The following is an 18,926-nucleotide window of genomic DNA, read 5'->3' on the forward strand; positions in this document are numbered from 1 at the left end:
GGTCGGCCGGCATTCCGCCGGTCCGGGGACCGCCCCGCGGGCCGGCGGCTGAACCGGGCGGCCACCACACGCATCCTTTGCGGCTTTCCTTCCGTTTGTCCGGCGGGAATGTGTGCACTCGTGCGGGGCCGCCTCCGCCCGCCGGGTGGGGCGGCGCGGTCGGTGTGCGGGGCAGCGGGAAGAGGAGCGGTTCACGGTGTGGGAACGGATCGCCGCCGGATGGCGATGGCTGGGGCGTGAGGGTGCCGCGGTCGGGCGTACGGTGCGGTACGCGGCGCGCGCTTCGGGTCCGGAGCGCGACACGATGGTGCAGGCGCTGAAGATGGCGGGGGCGGCGATCGCCGCGTGGGCGCTGGCCGGGTGGTGGCTGAAGGCCCCGCTGGCGCTGATGGCACCGTGGACGGCGCTCGCCCTGGTCGACGCGACGGTCTACCGTTCGCTGCGCTCCGGACTGCAGCAGATCTGCGTGATCGTGATCGGCGCCGTGTGGGCGTCCCTCGCGATGGCGATGGCCGGCGGATCCACCCTGGGCGCCATGATCATCGCCCTGCCGGTGCTGGCCCTGGTGGGCACCTACCGCCGTTTCGGCACGCAGGGCGTCTACGGAGCGACGACGGCGTTGTTCATCATCACGTACGGCGCCTACTCGCTCAGCGAAGTGGGCCACCGGCTGCTGGAGACCTGCATCGGCGCCGTCATCGGCATCACCGTGAACGCGTTCGTCTTCCCGCCGGTGCATCTGCGCAACGTCCGTGAGCAGTTGCAGCGCCTGCCGCGCGACAGCGCCGACCTGTTGCGCCGCATGTCCGAGGAACTGCGCGAGGAGTGGGGCACGGCCGAGGCCGAGGAGTGGCGGGACCGGGCGCGGCGCCTCCAGCCGATCCTGCGCTCGCTGGCCGACGCGCGGCAGTGGACCGATGAGAGCCTGCGGCTCAACCCCGCCTGGAACCTGCGGCGGACCGGTGCGCATCCGCCGCCGGAGTCGGAGGACGCCCGCTGGCACGGCATCGCCGAGCACCTGACGGTCATCACCCGGGCGCTGTCCAGGTCGGCGGACGAGGAGAGCCAGCTCGCCCGCCCCACGCCCGCGTTCCTCGACCGGTACGCGAAGCTGGCCGAGTGGACGGCGGAGGCGTGCGCGGCCGAGGCCGACCTGTTCGACGAGCCCGAGGACGGGGCGACGGTACGGGACCGGCAGCACCGGGCGGCGCAGGAGGCCTGGCAGATCTACCACGAGCTGGCGGGCGCCTTCGGCGAGCACACCGGGCCGGCCGCGGCGGTGAGCGGTGAACTGCTGGTCGAGACCCGGCAGCTGCTCTCCGCGCTCCCCCTCCCCGACGGCAGCGGGTCGCAGGAGCCGAAGCGGAGCCCGCGGCGCGGCCGGCGGACGGGCCCGACCGTCAACGGCGTGGCGGGAGGCGGAGCGTGAATCGGACGGTTCTTCCGTCCTCCGTCGGGTGGGCGCCCCGGCTGTCGGCGAGGCCGTCGACGAGGAAGAGGCATCGCCCGGACTCGGCAGCGTATGCACCCCCTCGCCGGGCGCGGCCGGCAGGACCGGCAGGTGTCCGGCCGAGCGGATGGTCAGCTGCCCGGCGTCCGGCCTGATGACCAGGTAGCAGCAGGTGACCAGCCGGCCGGGGAGGTCGGCGACGGCCGTGTCCAGTACCTGTAGGAGCCGGTCCGGTGGTATGCCCGGTTCGGCCAGGGCGTTGGCCGCTGACCGCAGTTGCCCCGTGACGGACGTCTCTCCTACGCCGGGTCGGGGGCGGGCGGGTCGCCCCAGGGGGTTTCGAGGGCCGCGCGCAGGGCGTCGGCCGTCTCGCGGCCGATGCGTGCGGCGAGCCGGCTCTCCAGCCGGGCGAGGACGCGCTCCGCCTGCTGATGCGCGTGCGCGCCCGCCGGGGTGCGCCGGATCAGGCGCTGCCGGGCGGAGGCGGGGTGGGCCGTCTGCTCCAGCAGCCCGGCGTCGACGAGGCCGTGCACGGCCTGGTGGGCGGTCTGCCGGGTGACGCCCATGCGCCGGGCCAGCTCGGAGACGGTGGTGCCCGCCTCGTCCAGGACGGCGAAGAGCTGGAGCTGGGGCAGGGAGACCGGTGTCGCGCCGTCGGCCGCCATGGCTGCCAGCAGGCCCTCGTCGAACCAGCGCCGGGCGTCGCCGAGCAGCTGCGGAAGGCTGCGGTGGGGTTCCGCCGTCACGTCCGCCCCTTTCCTCTGTCGTGCTCACGCCGGGCGTCCGCGATCGGTTGCCACGGCCCGGACTCCCATGTCAGTCTACCTGACACAGCGGTTGTCAGCCTGCCTGACATTCGCCTGCCGCCGTTCAAGGAGAGACCGATGACCCTCGAATACGCCACTCGCTACCGGAGCGCCTCCCGCATACCGCCCGAGCCCGGCAAGCCGTACTTCATCGAGAAGGGCGAGGGCGACCGGGCCCACCTCTTCGGCGACCTGATCACCGTCTACGCCGGCGGCGAGCAGACCGAGAACACCTTCAACTTCTTCACCGTCGAGGGCCCGAAGGGCGACATCATCCCGGCCCACGTGCACGCCGACACCTACGAGGTGTTCTACGTGACGGCCGGCGCGGTCCGGCTCTTCGTCGTGGACACCGAGGGCGAGGAGCAGGAGAAGCTGCTCACCCCCGGCGACTTCGGCTTCGTCCCGAAGAACTGCACGCACGCCTACCGCATGGAGCGCCACCACAGCCAGGTCGTCGGCGTCGCGGCGGGCCCCGGCGGTACCTTCGAGCGGTTCTTCGAGACCCTCGGCGCGCCCACCGAGCAGCCGGGACTGCCGCCGGAGCCGGTCGTCCCCGCGCCGCACAAGTTCGGCACCGTCCCGCACGAGTACGACGTGCGATTCCTCCCCGACCACCAGTGGCGGACCCGGTGACCGCCGCCCCGCCGACGGTCCGGGAGCTGATCCCCGCGCCGCACCCGGACGTCGCCCCGCTGCCGCCGGCCGCCCCGCGCGAGCCCGGCGTACGCGTCCTGCGCGGCGTTCCCTACGGCGAGCTGCCGGGCAGCCGCCCCCTGGAGCTCGACCTGTGGCTGCCCGGGGCCAACGCGTCCGGGCCCGCCCCGCTGGTGCTGTTCGTGCACGGCGGGGCCTGGCGGCGCGGCCGGCGCGACGACATGGGCATGCGGATGCGCGACTGGGCGCCGGGGCCGTTCGCGCGCCTCGCTGCGGCGGGCCTCGCCGTCGCCTGCGCCGACTACCGGCTCAGCGGTGAAGCCGCCTTCCCCGCCCCGCTCGACGATCTGCGCGCCGCGCTTCGCTGGCTCACGCTGCGCTCCGCCGAACTGGGCATCGACACCGGCCGGACGGTGGTGTGGGGCGAGTCGGCGGGCGGCCACCTGGCGTCCCTCCTCGCCCTCGCCCCGGGCCCCGGCGTCCCGGCCCCCGTCGGCGCCGTCGTCTGGTACGGGCCCAGCGACCTGACCGCACCCCGTGCGCCCTTCGACCCGCACGACGCCGGTACGCCCGAAGCGCTGCTGCTCGGCGCGGCCCCGGCCGGCTGCCCGGACCGAGCCCTGGCCGCCAGCCCGCTCGCCCACGCACACGCCGGGGCGCCACCCTTCCTCCTCGTGCACGGCGATGCCGACACGATGGTGTCGTGCACGCACAGCGAAGCCCTCGCCGACGCCCTGCGGTCCGCCGGCGCACCGGCCGAGCTGCGGGTGGAACCGGGCGCCGACCACGGGTGGCACGGACTCACGGACGACCGGGTCGCGGACGTCTTCACCCACTCCCTGCGCTTCGCCCGGCGGCTCGTCGCACGAGGGGACTGAGCGTTCGTCGCACGAGGGGACTGAGCGGGGGCACGAGCCGGACGACCGTACGTGGCCCGGCCCGCCGCCGGCCGGCCTCACCCCGCCGTTCGCGGCATGAGTCGGGGCCCGATACGAGGTCAGCGGCGGGGGGCGACGGTGGGCGGTCAGCGGGGCGCGGCGGAGCCTCCCGCGCGGTCCACCAGGCGGGCCAGCTCCAGCCGGGAGCGCACGCCCAGCACCGCGAAGACGTTCCGCAGGTGGTGGTCGACGGTCCGGGGACTCACCGAGAGCCGGAGGGCCACCTCGCGGTTGGTGGCGCCCTCCGCCACGCAGCGGGCGATCCGCAGCTGCTGCGGGGTGAGGTCCGCGAGCGGGCCGGGTCGCCCGGGGGCCGGTGGCTCGGCGCCGGCCGGTGCGTCCCCGGTGGCACGTAGTTCGGCGCGGGCCTGCTCGGTCCAGGCGCGGGCGCCGCATCCCTCGAACGCGACGAGCGCGTCCCGCAGCAGGCCTCTGGCGGGACCGGGACGGCGGCGGCGCCGCAGCCACTTGCCGTGCAGCAGCAGGGTCCGGGCACGTTCGAAGTCGTTGACGGTGTCCTCGTGGCGCGCGCGGGCCTCCTCGTAGTAGGCGTCGGCCGCCGCGACCCGGCCACCACCGGCCCCGGCCCCCGCCAGCAGCGCACGGCAGCGCGCCAGTTGGGCGGGGGCCGCGGGGTCGGCGCCGAGGTCGGCCCAGACGGCGAACTCCTCGACGGCGGCGCGTGCCGCGTCGGGCGCGCCCGCCTGCACCGCCGCCTCCGCGTAACAGGGCACGGCCAGCATGCGGACGGCGAAATGGCCCTGCCGCGGGCCGGGGCGCACCAGCGGGCCGAGCCGGGCAGCGGCCTCGTCGACGCGGCCGGCGCCCAGGTCGGCCCGCGCGAGGGCCCAGCCGGTGAGGGTGAGGACCTGGACCAGGCCGTGCGGCGCCGCGACGGCGCCGGCCGCGCTCGCATGGGCGGTGAGCGCGTCGGTGTCGCCCTCGACGGAGGCGACGAGCGCCAGGATCGCGTGCTGGTGCGCTGCGATGTTGCGCTGCCCGGTGCGGTACGCGGTCCGCAGTCCTTCCTCGGCGTGGACGCGGGCGCGCGGGTGCCGGCCGGCCCGGAGTTCGCCGTAGGCCAGGTGCTCCAGGGCCTGCGGTACGAGCGTGGTGCGGCCCAGCGCGCGGGCGCTCGCGAGGGCGCGGGCGTTGATTCGGCAGGCCGCCGCGAGGTCGCCGACGATCAGCGCGGCGACCCCGGCCCGCAGCAGTACCTCGGGGGCCGCTGCCTGATCGGTCCGCGCGAGCAGCCGCCGCAGCGGCCCGACCCCGGCGTCGAGCCGCCCGCTCAGCACGGCCGCCATGCCGATGCGGTAGTCCTCGGGAAGCCGCCCGAAGACTCCCCCGCCTGCGTCCCCTCCCCCTCCCCCTCCCCCTTCCCCTTCCTCTTTCTCTTTCTCGTCCGGCGCGTCGCCGAGCGCTTCCACGTACGCGGCCGCGTCGCCCATGGCCCAGGCGGCTTCCGTGGCGGCGAGCCGTGCGGTCAGGGTCGCGGCGGGGTCGTGGGGGCCGAGGAGGGCGGCCGCGAGCAGGAGTTCTTCCCTGGCGTCGGCGACCGGGCCGTCCCGGAGGGACAGCAGGCCGTGGACCAGTTCGGCCCGGCCGCGTACCGGCAGCGCGGCGGGCAGCGCCCGCACCGGGGCCAGCAGCTCGCGGGCGTGTGCGTGGCGGCCCGCGAGGCGCGCGTGGTCGGCCGCCTCGGTCAGCCGGGTGGCCCGCTCGGTGTCGTCCTCGGTGAGACGCGCCGCAACGGCCAGCGCCACCGCGCGTTCCTCGTGCGAGAGGTACGTCCCTTCGGCCTGTGCGGCGCCGGCCAGCCGGGCGGCGAGCGCGGGCGCCGGCCCGTCGGCCGCCAGGGCACGGTGGACCAGGTGCGGCAGCGGACGCCCAGGGTCGCCTTCGCTCGCCGAGGCCAGCAGCGCGTGGGCGGCGCGCCGCCGGGCGAGCGGCGCGCCTTCGTACAGGGCCCGGCGCAGTGGCGCGCCGGCGAAGTGGATTCGGTCGTCCTCGATACGCACCAGCCCCGCGGCCTCCGCCGGTTCCGGAGCGGTGTCTCCGAGCCCGGCGGCAGTGGCGGCCCGCAGGACGAGTGCCGCATCGGCGCCCGGGCCGTCGGGGTGGTGTTCCTGCGCGGCGGCGGCCAGCAGCAGGAACCGGCGGGTGTCGGGCGGCAGTTCGGCGGGGCGGGCGCCGTAGGCGCGGAGCAGCGTGGCGGGGTCGGCGAGCGGGCGCGGCAGCGGGGCGAGGCCGGCGAGCTGTTGCGGGGTGAGGCCTGCTGCGAGTTCGCGGAGCAGCCGGGGGTTGCCATCGGCGGCGCGGGCCAGCGCGTCCCGGACGGCCGGGGCTGCGCGGCCGTCGGTGAGGTCGGCGAGGAGTGCGGCCGCTGCGGGGCCGTCGAGGGGGCCGAGCCGGAGGCGGGGCAGTCCGGCGAGGGCGGGGTCGTGGGCGCGGTGGTCGGCGACCGACAGCAGCAGGCCGACGGGGGCCGGCGAGGTGCGCAGGAGCCGGGCACAACGGCCCAGTTCCATAAGGGTCGGCGTGTCCCACAGGTGGACGTCGTCGACGCACAGCAGGAGGGGGTGGTCCGCGGCCGCGGGCCGTAACGACATGAGCAGGTCGTCCCGTTCGGGTGCCCGGCCGCGGCCGGCCGGCGGCCGGGCGCCGGTGACCGCGTGGACGAGGGCGCGGACTCCCCCGTACGGCCGCGCGCCGTCCGCGGCGGTGGCCCGTACGAGGAGGGCGCGGCCCGGCCGGAATTCCTGGACGGCGCGTTCGAGGAACGCGGTGCGGCCCAGGCCGGGGCCGGCCGCGCACACCAGAGCGCCTCCCGTGCCGTGTGCCAGGCTGCTCATGAGGGTGTGCGCGGTGGACAGTTCGGTGTCCCTGCCGTGGATCCGGAGAGGACTGCGCGCGGTCTGCGATCCGGTCACGTCCGTCACGTTACTGGCGTGTAACCGGTCACGGAACCCCTCCGTCCGGCCGGCTCACCGGCCTCGTCGGTCCCCGTGGGCTCCGGTCAGGAGGTGTGCGGGCAATTGCCCCGGTACTCCTCGATCGTCAGGCTCGGCCGGGGCAGCGGGCAGAGGAACTGCTCGTAGCGGGTGTCGTTGTCGATGAACCGCTTGAGCCACGAAATGCTGTACTTGGCGATGGTGGTGTTGGAGGTGTTCGGCGTGAAGTGGGTGGCGCCGTTCAGCTCCAGGTACGCCTTGTCCAGCGATCCGGGCAGACTCTCGTAGAACGGCTCGGAGTGCGTGGCGACCGGGGCGATGGTGTCCCCGTCCGCGCCGACGACCAGGGTCGGAGTGGAGATCTCCGGCCAGGTCTTGTCCAGGTTCCAGCCGGTCAGCGGGATCGCCGCCTGGAGGGACGGCCGGCTCTTGGCGGCCTCCAGCGTGCCGCCGCCGCCCATCGAGTGGCCCATGACGCCGAGTCGGCTGCTGTCGATGCGGCTGCGCACCGCGCTGCGCTGGGTCAGGTAGTCCAGTGCGGCGAGGAGCTGCCGGCCCCGGCTGTCGGGCTGGTCGAGCGTGGTGTTGGTGTCGATGGTGAACACCACGAAGCCCTGGGAGGCCAGCCGCGGGCCGAGCCAGGCGATGGACGACTGGTAGGCGGTGTAGCCGGGCGAGATCGCGATGGCCCCGAAGGTGCCGTCGGCGGTGGAGGTCGGGTAGTAGATGGTGCCGCCGCCGAAGCCGGTGACGCTGAGGGAGGAGACGGTGGTCTGGGAGACGGCGTACGGGCCGCGGGAGGCCTCGATGCTGGACTCGGTGGGTGCGGGCCCGCGCTCGTACGGATTGTCCGCGGCTCCGGCGGGCAGGGCCTGGGAGGTGAGCAGGGAGCCCGCGGCCAGGAGCCCGGCCAGTCCCCACCGCGTCAGGCGGGTTCTGAGCCGGCCGGGTCCCCGGCGCTGCGGAGCACTGACGGACACACTGCTGTGCTGCTGCACGACGAAGTTCCTCTCGGTCGCGGTCGCTGACGGCTGCCACTTTCGTGCCGCGCCGCTCCCGGCACATCGGCAGAATCACCGGCCTTGACCGTGCGCGCGTCCGGCCGTCGTCAGCGCAGCCGGCCGGCGCCTGCCCGGTGGCCGACGAGGCCGGGCACGGCACGCGGGTCGTCGACGCGGGTCCGCAGGGTGGGCGTCCAGCCGGCACCGGACTGCAGTGGTTCCGCGGGGAACTCCGCGTTGTGCAGGGCGATCAGGTCGGCCGGGCGGCCGTTGACGCGGTTGCCGGCCGCGGTGACCGGCGCCTCCTTCCACTTCTTCAGGACGCGGCCGGCGCCGATGCCCGGTGGCAGGGTGAACGCGTTCTTCTCGGCGACCAGCCGGGACTCGATGCCGATGCCGAGGCTGTAGGCGTACGCCGTGCCCGGCCCCGCCACGTAGTGGTTGTTGTACGCGTCGACCTTGCCGAAGCGGACGCGCGGCGCGCGCTCGGTCACATCGCGGAAGAGGTTGTGGTGCAGGGTGACGCGCAGCTTGCCGCGGTCGGTGGCGCCCGCGCTGTCGCTGTTGCCGATCATCAGGGTCTTGTCGTGGTCGGCGAAGACGTTCCAGGAGACGGTGACGAGGTCGGCGCCCCGCACGACATCCAGTTCGCCGTCGTGCTGCTGGTACACCTCGCCGTAGTACGAGGGCAGTGCGCTGTCGGGGTGGGCGCCGTCGGTGAAGGTGTTGTGGTCCAGCCAGACGTGGCTGGAGCCGGTGACGACCATGCTGTCGTACTCGGAGTTCCAGGCGCCGGTCGCGCCGTCGGTGGGGTCCCACTGCGGGAAGCAGTCCAGCGGGCTCTCCACGGTGAGGTTGCGGACGACGACGTTGTCGGCGCCCTCGATCTGCAGGCTGCCGCCGGTGATCCCGGCGTGCTCGCCGACGCCGACGAGGGTGGTGTGCGACGGGACGTACGCCTTGACGGCAGCGGCCTGTCGGCGTTGCGAGGCGGCGCGGAGGTCTTCCTGCGGACCGCTGACGGGCCGGTCGCGGCCCCAGACGGCGGGGTCGTAGTCGGCGAGGTAGCGGGCGAGGTCGTAGCCGTCGGCCTCGTACGCGGCGCAGCCCGCGGTGGTCGCGTCCAGGGTGCCCTTGATCCTGACGATGCGCGGCGCTCCGGGGTCGTCGGCGAGCGCCGCGCGCAGCTCGTCCCAGGTGGTGACCGTGTAGGTGTGCGCCGCGTCGGCCCGGGCCCCGCCCGTCGTGCCGCCGGTGGCGGACGCCCAGCCGTCGCGCGGCGGCAGGACGTCCCGGCCGGGCGGGGCGGCCTGGGCCGGGCCGGTGGCGGTGAGCGCGAGCAGGGCGCAGGCCGTCGTCGTGAGGGCCAGGGCAGTGGTACGTCTGGTCCTGCTCCCTCTCCTTGTGGACGTCATGTTTCTTCTCCTTCCGGCCAGGTGATCCAGGACGTGGGGACGTCGTCGTCCAGGCGGCGGACCGCGTGCGGTGCGAGCAGCCGCTCCTCGGCCAGTCCGGCCGCGACGAGCCGGGCGACGGCGGTGGCCCCCGGCGGGTTGAAGTGGGTGTTGTCCTGTTCGCTCGGCGTCCAGTTGAAGTACGCCTTGGTCTCCTCGGGGCCGAGCTGCTGCCACAGCGCGAGGGACCGCGCCTGGAGGTCGAGCAGCGGCACGGCCGCCTCGGCGGCCAGGGACCGCATCGCCGCGGGGTACTCGCCGTGGGTGGGCAGGGCGTTACCGCCGGCGTCGAATCTGCGGCGCTCCACGGAGGTGAGCAGCACGGGCCGCGCGCCCCGGTCGCGGGCCCCGTCGAGGTACTGCCGCAGATAGTCCTGGTACGTCGTCCAGGGCTCGGTGTACCGGGCGGGGTCCTCCTTCTTCTCGTCGTTGTGGCCGAATTGCACGAGGAGCAGGTCGTCCGGGCGGAGGGCGGCGAGGGCGGCGGCCAGCCGGCCCTCGTCGACGAAGCTCTTCGCACTGCGGCCGTTGACGGCGTGGTTGACGACGGGCACGTCCCGGTGGAGGAAGAAGGGGAGCGCCATGCCCCAGCCGGTCTCGGGCGCGGCGTCGGCGTACTTCTGGGCGGCGGTCGAGTCGCCGGCGAGGTGGAGTGCGGGCTTACGGCGGTGGCCTCGTGTGGTGGCGAGGGCGGCCGGGGCCGCGGCGCACGCGAGGGGGAGCGCCGCGAGGGCCGCGGCCGCCCGGCGGCGGGCGAGGGTCACTTGTCCTGCTGCTTCCACTCGGCCTGGGCCACGTTGAACTGGTCGGCGAGAGAGTCCAGGAACGCCTTGGGCGTGGTCTTGCCGAGCAGCACTTTCTGGAAGGCGGGTTCGTTGTCGGCCTTGGAGAGGGTGTTCCAGTCGGGGAGGTGGTACGGCAGGTCGACGATCTTCGTGCTGTCGCTGTTCAGTGCCTCGGCGCCGAGCTTGGTGGTCTCGGACTTCTGCACCCACTCGTCCTCGGCGGCTTCGAGGTTGGCGGGGACGGTGCCGGCCGACTCGCTCCACTTGCTGTTGGCCTCGTGCGAGGCGGCGAACTCGATGAACTTCCAGGCGGCGGCCTTGTTCTTGCCGGACTTGAAGAGGCCGAGCCCGTCGACCGGGTTGGAGACCATCACGCGGGTGCCGTCGTCCAGCGTGGGGTTCGGTATGCCGCGGAACTTCTTCGTGCCGAGCGCCTTCACGTGGTCCTGGTAGGAGCCCATGTTGTGGTTGAGCATGCCGATCTCGCCGCTGTCCCACTGGGCGACCATCTTGGTGAAGTCGTTGTTGATGTCGGCCGCCGGGGTGTTTTTCTTGTAGAGCGCGACGTACTTCTCCAGCGCGGCGACGTTCTTCGGGTCGTTGACGGTGGTGTGGAGGCCGTCCGCCTTCCAGAAGCTCGTGATGCCGGACTGGCCGTACATGGCGTCCAGGGCCTGCGCGATGGAGCCGGCGCCGCCGCGGATGGTGTAGCCGAACTTGTTGGCGCCCTTGTCGGTGAGCTTCTCCGCCGCCTTGTAGAACGCCGACCAGGTGGTGGGCGCGGGCAGGCCGGCGGCCTTGAACAAGTCGGTGCGGTAGTAGAGCACGCCGTTGGTGGCGTGCATGGGGACCGTGTAGAGCTGCTTGCCGCCGGCGGCCGAGCGGACGCTCTTCACCATGCGCGTGTTGAGCTTGCCGTCCAGCGCGCTGTCCTTCAGGCGCCCGTCGAGCGGTTCCAGCGCGCCCTGGGCGCTGATGCCGGCGAGCATGGCCGCGCCGATGCCGCCGACGTCGGGCAGCCCGCCGCCCTGGATGGCGGTGTCGTACTTGGACTGCGCCTCGGTCGCGGCGACCCCGACGTAGTCGACCTTGATGTCGGGGTGCGCCTGCTCGAAGTCCTTGATGATCTCCTTCCACACGTCGGTGCGCACCCCGCCGTTGTTGTCCCAGAAGGTGATCGTGCCCTTGCCCGAGCCCTCGGCGCCGGACTCGCCGGCGACGCCACTGCCGTCGTCGCCACAGGCGGTGGCGGTCAGCGCGAGGATCGCGGTCACGGCGAGCGCGGCGGTGCCGCGAGGTCTGCCGGGCTTACGGAAAATGGTCATGGTCGGCTCATTTCTGTGCGGGTGGATGAGGTGTCAGCGGCGGTGCGGAGCCCAGCCGTCGGTGCCGCGGAGGTAGTCGGCGACCTCGTGGCGGGCGGCGTCGGCGGTGCTCAGTTGCGGCCGGTCGGCGGTGACCGCCGCGCCCGGGCCGCGGTTGTGGTACTCGCCGAAGCGCGCGTCCCGCCAGGAGAAGCCGCCCATGTCGGTCCAGGGCGACGCCTTGATCGCGGCGGGCAGTGCGGTGTCGCGAATGAGGACCTGGCCGACCGCGTCCGGTTCACCGCCCGGATGCCAGGGGCGGCCGAGGTGGAAGGTGCCGGCCGGTGCGTCGCTCTCGATGCGCGAATCGGTGATGAGGAACCCGTACGGGTTGCCCCGCCAGGTGGACGGGGCCGTGATGTAGCCGTTGTTGGTGTCCGAGCCGCGGCTCAGCGCCTTGATGACGGAGTCCTCGACGACGGTGGTGGCACGCCCGTAGAGGAAGTCGACGTCGCCCTCGATGTACGCGTCGTGGACGTACACCCGGCTGACGGTGTCCAGCTTCGGGCTGTCCGTCATCAGGGTGTCCTGGTTGCCCTTGAAGGCGGTGTCCTCGAAGACGATCCGGTCACCGGTCGTCTTCACGGCGAGGGCCTGTTCGCTGTCGAGGTCGTGCGCGGCCTCGTCGAAGTCGTTGACGAAGGTGAGGTGGCGCGCCGTGGTGTCGTGCGCGGCGAGCAGCACGGTGGCGCTGCCGGAGGAGCCGCCGTACTCGTTGGGCGTGTCGTACACGATGACGGTGTCGCCGCGGTCGTCGCCGGTGCCGAGAAAGGTGAGGTACGGCTTGCCGGCCGGGACGCGGACCTGCTCGCGGTAGGTGCCGGGTGCGAGGGCCAGGGTGACGGCGCCGTCGTTGCCGTCCGGCACGGCGTCGACGGCGGCCTGCACGGTCGGGTAGTCGGCGGGAACGCGCAGGACGGTGCGGGTGCCGAGCGACCGCTGCGGCCCGGCGGCCTTCTTCACCAGGGCGGGCACGGCGGCTGCCGGGTCGGCCCGGTACGGGTAGAAGTCGTGCGGGTCGAAGGCGGTGCCGCGGGTGTCGTGCCGCCCTGTGGTGTTCTTCAGGACGGAGCCGCGCTGCACCAACTCCGCCGTGTCGTCGGCCTGGTAGGGATGCTGGACGCCGTCGTAGTAGCTGTTCTCGATGACCATCTTGGTGCGACCGCGCGCCCAGTTGCCGTACGTCCACACCGGGTCGTCGTCGTCGACCTGCCCGGAGAGGTAGTTGTTGTAGAGGTGGGCGTAGGCGCAGTTGTCGGCGGAGGGGTTGCGCTGCTTGGTGCCGTGGAACCAGTTGTGGTCGATGGTGATCCGGGTCTTGACGTCCTCGGTCCAGCCGATGCCGAAGGCCTTGTTGTGGGTGTCGAAGCGGTTGTAGGAGACGGTGAGGTACTCACTGGCCTTGCGGACGTCGAGCAGGCCGTCGCCCATGTGCGTGAAGCGGTTGTGGTCGATCCAGACGTGGTGCACGGAGTCCATCTGGATCGCGTCGAAGTCCTGCGTCTTGCCGTCCCGGTCGCCCTCCACGTAGGAGTCGCGGATGGTGAGATTGCGGATGATGACGTTGTGCGTGCCGGGGTTCAGGTGCAGCTCGCCGTGGACGATCTCACCGCTCGTGCCGACGCCGACGATCGTCTTGTCGGAGGCGACGACAATGTCCGAGCCGAACGGCGCCACCTCGATGGCGGCTGCCACGCGGATGATGTACGGCTCGTCGGCTGCGGCGTACTCGGCCAGCTCGGCCTGCGTGCGGACGGTGACGACCTTGCCGCCCGCGCCGCCGGTGGTGGAGCCGGCGAGGGAGGCGAAGCCGTGCGGGCGGTCGGCCCACGGGCCGTTCGCCGACGTGTGGCGGGCGGTCTCCCGCGGCCGGGGCGCGGCGGCCTCGGCGGGGGTCAGCGGGCCGAGGGCGAGGGCCGCGGCCAGGGCGGTGGCGGCGGCCAGGGCGCTGCCCAGTAAGCGCTTGCTGCGGAGGTATGTCATAACGACTCCCGAGGGGCGTTGCGGGTGACGGAGGGGCTCGGCTCAGCCGGCCGGGGCAGGACCGGCGGGCGCGATGCGGAAGTGCCTGAAGAGCGCGGTGCCGGCGGGTTGGGCGCCGGTGGCGGCCTCGGCGGGCTCGGGCGTGGCGGCGAACAGGCCGAGCAGGGCGCCGACCCAACGCCAGGGCAGGGCGGCGAAGACCTGTCCGTACGGGGTCCAGCCGGCGCCCGTGTCGGCGGCGAAGCGGCAGCGGGCGCCCGGACCGACGGCGATCCGCAGCCGGGCCTGCCCGTCGGGCGCGGGCGTGGCATGCGCGGCGTCCCGCTCCGCCTCGGCGACGGACTCGGCGAACCGGTGGACGAGCCGCACCGTCCCGTCCGTGCCGCGCTCCAGCCCGATCCAGCTGAACGCGTCGCCGAGCACGGCCAGTCCCGCCCTCGCGCCCGGCTCGGTGCTCTCCAGCCGCAGCCCGACCTCGACGGTGACCGGGCGCGCGGGCAGCCGCTGGGTGAGGACGTGCGGCAGCCGGCGCAGGTCGAGCGCGTCGGCGGAGCGGACACAGGTGAGCCGCAGCCCGTCGCCGGAGTGGGGCAGTGTCCACCCCTCCGCGGGGTTGGCGGTCCACTGCCACTGGCGGCCGAACCGGCCGCCGGGGAAGTCGTCGTCGGTGACGGGCGCGGCGGGCGGCTGCGGCGGCAGGGTCGGCTTGCGGTGCTCCCGTACCGGGCTGCCGTCCTCGCCCAGCACCGGCCAACCGCCCGCATCCCAGCGCATCGGCTGGAGGTGGCCGAGGCGCCCGTACGCGCCCAGCTCCTGGAAGTGCACGAACCAGTCCTCGCCGGCCGGAGTGCGCACCCAGCCGCCCTGGTGCGGTCCGTTGATGTCGGTGTCGCCCTGGGCGAGGACGACGCGTTCCTCGTACGGGCCGAAGAACGCGCGCGAGCGGAAGGCGCCCTGCCAGCCGGTCGCCACGCTCCCGGCGGGCGCGAGGATCCAGAACCACCCGTCGTGCCGGTAGAGCTTGGGCCCTTCGAGGGTGAACCAGCCGGGGAGGCGGTCGGCGTCGACGAGTGTGGTGCCGTCGTCGAGCAGGCCGGTGGCGTCGGGGCGCATGCGGTGGCCGGTGAGCCGGTTCTTGATGCCGGAGCGGGACCGGGCCCAGGCGTGCACGAGGTAGGCCGCACCGGTCTCCTCGTCCCACAGCGGGCACGGGTCGATGAGCCCCTTGCCGGCCTTGAGGAGGTGCGGTCGGCTCCACGGGCCGCGTACGTCCTCGGCGTTGACCTGGAAGATGCCGTGGTCCGGATCGCCCCAGAAGATCCAGAAGCGGCCGTCGTGGTGCCGGATCGAGGGCGCCCACACCCCGCAGTCGTGGCGCGGGACGGCGAACGCCTCGGCCGGTTCCAGCCGCTCCAGGGCGTGCCCGATCAGCGTCCAGTTGACCAGGTCGCGGGAGTGCAGCAGGGGCAGGCCGGGGACGCGGCCGAAGCTGGAGGCGGTCAGGTAGTAGTCGTCGCCGACGCTTACGACGTCGGGGTCGGACCAGTCGGCGGCGAGGACGGGGTTGCGGTAGGTGCCGTCGCCGCGGTCGGCGGAGAGCCAGGCGGCGTGCCGGTCGGCGGCGGTCATGCCGTCACCGCCTTCCGTGCCAGCCCCGCGGCTTCCTCGCGGGTCAGGCGCCCGTCGGCGACCACCGTGACGATGCGGCGGACGACGGTGCCGCCCGCGGCGACGGGTAACGGCTCGGTGTGCGCGAGCGAGGAGCCCACGCCCGGGTAGTCGGCGGCGCGGACGAACCACGGGTCCCGGCGGGTCGGTTCGGTGGCGCCGGCGAAGACCAGCGTCCATCCCCCGCCGCTGAGCGCGAGCCAGTCCGCGGGGCGGCCGTGCACGGCCGCTTCCCCCTCGGCGTCGGCGGTGTACGCCTCGGGCACGTCGGCCTCCTTGGGGGCGCGCCAGAAGAAGCCGCCGTACGCGGCGCCCGGGCGGCCGTTGGTCGCGGGGCTGCCCAGGGAGACCGTCCCGGCGGTGGTGTTGGTGAGGGAGAAGGTGAAGTCCAGCGCCCAAGCGGTGTCGGTCAGCGCGGTGGCCGCCACGGTGCGCCGCTCGCGCAGCAGTTCCTCCTCCCCCACGCTCCAGCTGAGCTCCTGCACGAAGCCGTCGGGGTCGCGGAGGTTGAAGGCGGTGTGCCGCTGCACGCCGTGGTTGTCCAGTGCGGTCGGGCCGCGGTCGCGTACGTAGGTCCGGCCGCCCCAGAAGTTGTGGCCCGCCACGTCGGGGACGGCGATGCCCACGCCGAGGTGGTGCGGGTGGTCGGCGGGCATCAGCTCGGTGACGGGGGTGCCGTGCAGGGTGGTCACGGGGTGCAGGTACGGGCGCGGGGCGAGCCGGGCGTCGAGGTGGGGGCGGTAGGTGTACCGGGCGACGGGGCGGCCGGCGCAGCACAGGGTGAGGGGCGGGGTCGTGCGGGGCGCGGTCATCCGGAGCGCACCTCCTGCGGGAGCGCCCAGCGGGCGCCGAGTTCGGAGTAGAGGGAGAGGGTGTCGGCGCTGGCGGCCACCAGGCCGTCGATGCCGGGGACGACGCGGCGGAGCGTGCTGCCGTCGGCCGTCGTGCCGGGCGCGGTGTGCCACGCGTCCGACGGCAGCGCGGCCGGGTCCGGGGCGCACCGCACCGCTTCGAGGACACGCATGAAGGCGCCGGTGGCGGCGGGCGGGACGAGCAGCGGCGTGCCGTGGGTGAGGTGGTCGAGGAGGTTTTCCAGCAGGTCGGTGCGGCCGTACGTGGTCTCCTCGGGTGCGTGTCCCGCGCGCTGGAGCAGGACGCGGTCCTGCTTGTACCAGAAGGTGAGGCGGCCGCGGGTGCCGTGGACCACGACGTACGGCTCGGCGGCCGTCGCGGCGCAGAGGGTGGCGGCGACCGTGACGCGGCTGCCGCGCGCGGTGGTGACGCGGACGCAGGAGGTGTCGTCGGACTCGATGGCGTGGGCGCGGAAGAGTTCGGTCTCCACTCGGGTGACGTCCTCGGCGGCGGTGCTGCCGTCCAGCGCGAGCGCGGTGGCGACGGCGTGCGCGAGCGGGTTGGTGAGCACCCCGTCCAGCACGTCGGTGCCGTCGAGCCTGCGGTGGCCGGCCCAGGGGGCGCGGCGGAAGTAGGCCTCGTCGCGCACCCAGGCCCCGGCGGCGCCGATGCCGGTCGGTTCGCCGAGGGCGCCGTCGGCGAGCAGGGCGCGGACGGCCGGGAGGGCGTGCGAGCCGAGCGACTGGAAGCCGATGGTGCAGGCCACGCCGGCTGCCTCGACGCCGTCCGCCAGCCGCCGGAACTCCGCGTACGAGGGTGCGGGGGGCTTCTCGACGAGCAGGTGGACGCCGTGCCGTGCCGCCGTCAGGGCCAGGTCGGCGTGGGTGGGGATGGGCGTGCAGAGGACGGCGACGCGGGCTCCGGTGGCGGCGAGCAGCTCCTCGAAGTCGTCGGACTGCGCGACGGGCCCGAGGCCGTCGAGTTCGGCGGCGGTCAGCGGGGTCAGGTCGCAGACGCCGGCGAGGCGTACCGTGCCCTGCGCGGCCAGCCGGCGGAGGTTGGCGAGGTGCCACCGGCCGTGGCCGCGAGCACCCACCAGCACGACGGGCCAGGGGAGTTGGGGGGTGGTGCCGGTCATCCCTTCACCGCCCCCGCGCTGAAGCCGGTGATCAGCCACTTCTGGATGTACGCGAAGACGATGACGACCGGTACGGCCGCGATGACGCCGCCGGCGGCGAGCGCGCCGAGGTCGACGCTGTCCGCGCCCATCAGGGTGTTCAGGCCGACGGGGATGGTCTGCTTCTCCTGGTCGCTGAGGAACATCAGCGCGAAGAGGAAGTGGTTCCAGGCGTGCACGAAGGCGAAGGAGCCCACGGCGACCAGGCCGGGCCGCAGCAGGGGCAGGACGACGACGCGGAAGGCCCGCAGCCGCCCGCAGCCGTCGACCCAGGCGGCCTCCTCCAGCGCGTACGGCACGTTTTTGATGAAGCCGCTGATCAGGATCATGGACAGCGGGAGCTGGAAGACGGTCTCCGCGAGGATGACGCTGCCCAGCGAGTTGATCATCCGCAGCTCGGCGAAGATCTGGAACAGCGGCACCAGCAGCAGCGCCCCGGGCACGAACTGGGAGCACAGCAGGGCCAGCATGAAGCCCTTCTTGGCGCGGAAGTCGAAGCGGGCGAGCGCGTAGCCGCCGGCCAGCGCGACGAGCGTGGTGAGCACCAGGGTGGCGATGCCGATGAGCACGCTGTTCTGGAAGTACGTCGCGAAGCTGCGCTCGGTCCACACCTTCGCGAAGTGCTCGAAGGTGATCGGCCAGGGCACCAGGGAGGTGGAACCGGCGGGGCGCAGTGCGAAGAGCAGGATCCAGTAGAAGGGGACGAGGGTGAAGAGGAGGTAGAGGGCGAGCGGCAGGTGGATCTGCCAGCGGGGGGCCTGGTCCCAGGCGCGCCGCTTCCCGGTGACGGTCAGCGTGGTCACTTGTCGTCACCTCCGAACTTGCTGAGCCGTAGGTAGACGAGTGAGCAGAAGAGCAGGATCACGAACGCGACGGTGGTCAGCGCGGACGCGTAGCCGAAGTTGTGCGCGTCGACGGAGGTGTTGGCGATGTAGAGCGGCAGGGTGGTGGTCTCCCCCGCCGGGCCGCCGCCGGTCAGGGTGTAGAGCAGGTCGACGTTGTTGAACTCCCACACCGCGCGCAGCAGCGTGGAGAGGATGATGGCGTCCTTCAGGTGCGGCAGGGTGATGTGGAAGAACTGCCGGAACCTGCTCGCGCCGTCCACCTCGGCCGCCTCGTAGAGGTCCTTCGAGACGGATTGGAGGTCGGCGAGGATGAGGATGGCGAAGAAGGGCACCCCGCGCCAGAGGTCGGCGACCACCACGGCCGGGAAGACGGTGGCGGTGTCGGAGAGCCAGGAGGTGCCGTACTCCCCGATGCCCGCGTCCGCGAGGTAACGGCTGATGCCGGTCTGGGAGTTGTAGAGCAGGACCCAGATCGCGGAGGTGAGGACGCCGGATACGGCCCAGGGCGAGAAGACCAGTGCGCGGGCCAGCGCCCGGCCGGCGAAGGTCTGGTTGACGATCAGGGCGAGGGCCAGCCCGAAGAGCAGTTGGAGCCCGACCTCGACGACGACCCACTTGAGGCTGAACGTCAGGGTGCCCCAGAAGAGGGGGTCGCCGGTGAAGATCTCGGTGAAGTTGTCCAGCCCCGCGAAGCCGTTCCGCCACGGCTTGGTGGGGTTGGCGTGCTGGAGCGCCGTCCAGAAGACGCTGAGCACCGGGTAGGCGATGAAGCCCAGCATCAGCAGGACCGCGGGCGCGATGAGCAGGTAAGGCAGCCGGCGCGGGTGGCTGCCGGTGCCGCGGCGGCGGCGCTCGGGCGGTGGCGTCGTCCCGTGGCGGCTTCTGGGCGGTGACTCGGCCACGGCTGCGGCTTGGGCCATGACTCTTCTCCGTTCTGGGTGACCGGGGATTCCGGGTAACCGGAAAGCAGGACGCTGTTCGACATATCGGCC

15 protein-coding genes and 1 pseudogene are annotated in these 18,926 nt (G+C 73.6%); 3 read left to right on the forward strand and 13 right to left on the reverse strand.

Translation table 11 applies throughout. The features are described 5' to 3' along the window. Positions 1 to 196 precede the first annotated feature (196 nt). Entirely contained in the window at positions 197 to 1,429 is a 1,233-nt protein-coding gene (locus tag IF20_RS03635; RefSeq protein ID WP_234426469.1) for an FUSC family protein, read from the forward strand. A gap of 141 nt (positions 1,430 to 1,570) precedes the next feature. Here the strand turns inward: IF20_RS03635 and IF20_RS37330 are convergent. Both IF20_RS37330 and IF20_RS03640 read right to left on the reverse strand, forming a co-directional pair. Next, positions 1,571 to 1,783 (reverse strand): annotated as a pseudogene (locus tag IF20_RS37330) (SpoIIE family protein phosphatase); the annotation flags it as partial. Next, a complete protein-coding gene (locus IF20_RS03640; RefSeq protein ID WP_052863390.1) occupies positions 1,750 to 2,196 on the reverse strand; it encodes a MarR family winged helix-turn-helix transcriptional regulator in 447 nt (148 codons plus the stop codon). The pseudogene IF20_RS37330 and the gene IF20_RS03640, both read right to left, overlap by 34 nt. Before the next feature lie 138 nt (positions 2,197 to 2,334). Between IF20_RS03640 and IF20_RS03645 the strand changes: the two genes are divergently transcribed. Both IF20_RS03645 and IF20_RS03650 read left to right on the forward strand, forming a co-directional pair. Continuing rightward, complete coding sequence (locus tag IF20_RS03645) at positions 2,335 to 2,892, forward strand: quercetin 2,3-dioxygenase (protein ID WP_052863391.1); 558 nt, start codon at positions 2,335 to 2,337, stop codon at positions 2,890 to 2,892. After that, a complete protein-coding gene (locus IF20_RS03650) occupies positions 2,889 to 3,791 on the forward strand; it encodes an alpha/beta hydrolase (protein WP_052863524.1) in 903 nt (300 codons plus the stop codon). Before IF20_RS03645 ends, IF20_RS03650 begins: the two co-directional genes overlap by 4 nt. A gap of 146 nt (positions 3,792 to 3,937) precedes the next feature. Here IF20_RS03650 and IF20_RS03655 read toward each other — a convergent pair whose 3' ends face one another. From IF20_RS03655 to IF20_RS03705, 11 genes are all read right to left on the reverse strand, one after another. Then, complete coding sequence (locus IF20_RS03655) at positions 3,938 to 6,784, reverse strand: helix-turn-helix transcriptional regulator (protein WP_234426470.1); 2,847 nt, start codon at positions 6,782 to 6,784, stop codon at positions 3,938 to 3,940. A gap of 86 nt (positions 6,785 to 6,870) precedes the next feature. Next, complete coding sequence (bdeA, locus tag IF20_RS03660; RefSeq protein ID WP_052863392.1) at positions 6,871 to 7,803, reverse strand: bis(hydroxyethyl) terephthalate hydrolase; 933 nt, start codon at positions 7,801 to 7,803, stop codon at positions 6,871 to 6,873. 110 nt (positions 7,804 to 7,913) lie between these two features. Then, positions 7,914 to 9,221, reverse strand: coding sequence for a pectate lyase family protein (locus IF20_RS03665; protein WP_110943751.1), 1,308 nt, complete (start codon positions 9,219 to 9,221; stop codon positions 7,914 to 7,916). Continuing rightward, positions 9,218 to 10,024, reverse strand: coding sequence for a rhamnogalacturonan acetylesterase (locus IF20_RS03670; protein WP_052863393.1), 807 nt, complete (start codon positions 10,022 to 10,024; stop codon positions 9,218 to 9,220). The genes IF20_RS03665 and IF20_RS03670 overlap by 4 nt, the downstream gene beginning before the upstream one ends. After that, positions 10,021 to 11,370, reverse strand: a complete 1,350-nt coding sequence (locus IF20_RS03675) for an ABC transporter substrate-binding protein (RefSeq protein WP_052863394.1) — start codon at positions 11,368 to 11,370, stop codon at positions 10,021 to 10,023. The genes IF20_RS03670 and IF20_RS03675 overlap by 4 nt, the downstream gene beginning before the upstream one ends. A gap of 33 nt (positions 11,371 to 11,403) precedes the next feature. Beyond that, the gene (locus tag IF20_RS03680) at positions 11,404 to 13,392 is read right to left on the reverse strand and encodes a pectinesterase family protein (protein WP_052863395.1); all 1,989 of its coding nucleotides are present in this window, start codon (positions 13,390 to 13,392) and stop codon (positions 11,404 to 11,406) included. A gap of 42 nt (positions 13,393 to 13,434) precedes the next feature. After that, positions 13,435 to 15,021, reverse strand: coding sequence for a glycoside hydrolase family 43 protein (locus IF20_RS03685; RefSeq protein ID WP_052863396.1), 1,587 nt, complete (start codon positions 15,019 to 15,021; stop codon positions 13,435 to 13,437). Next, complete coding sequence (locus IF20_RS03690; protein ID WP_052863397.1) at positions 15,018 to 15,872, reverse strand: DUF6807 domain-containing protein; 855 nt, start codon at positions 15,870 to 15,872, stop codon at positions 15,018 to 15,020. The genes IF20_RS03685 and IF20_RS03690 overlap by 4 nt, the downstream gene beginning before the upstream one ends. Then, positions 15,869 to 17,050, reverse strand: a complete 1,182-nt coding sequence (locus IF20_RS03695) for a Gfo/Idh/MocA family protein (protein ID WP_052863398.1) — start codon at positions 17,048 to 17,050, stop codon at positions 15,869 to 15,871. Before IF20_RS03695 ends, IF20_RS03690 begins: the two co-directional genes overlap by 4 nt. After that, entirely contained in the window at positions 17,047 to 17,892 is an 846-nt protein-coding gene (locus IF20_RS03700; RefSeq protein ID WP_052863399.1) for a carbohydrate ABC transporter permease, read from the reverse strand. The genes IF20_RS03695 and IF20_RS03700 overlap by 4 nt, the downstream gene beginning before the upstream one ends. Continuing rightward, positions 17,889 to 18,854, reverse strand: coding sequence for a carbohydrate ABC transporter permease (locus tag IF20_RS03705; RefSeq protein ID WP_052863400.1), 966 nt, complete (start codon positions 18,852 to 18,854; stop codon positions 17,889 to 17,891). The genes IF20_RS03700 and IF20_RS03705 overlap by 4 nt, the downstream gene beginning before the upstream one ends. Positions 18,855 to 18,926: the final 72 nt, after the last annotated feature.

This window comes from Streptomyces niger (assembly GCF_000718305.1).
In the GTDB taxonomy this organism is placed as follows: domain Bacteria; phylum Actinomycetota; class Actinomycetes; order Streptomycetales; family Streptomycetaceae; genus Streptomyces; species Streptomyces niger.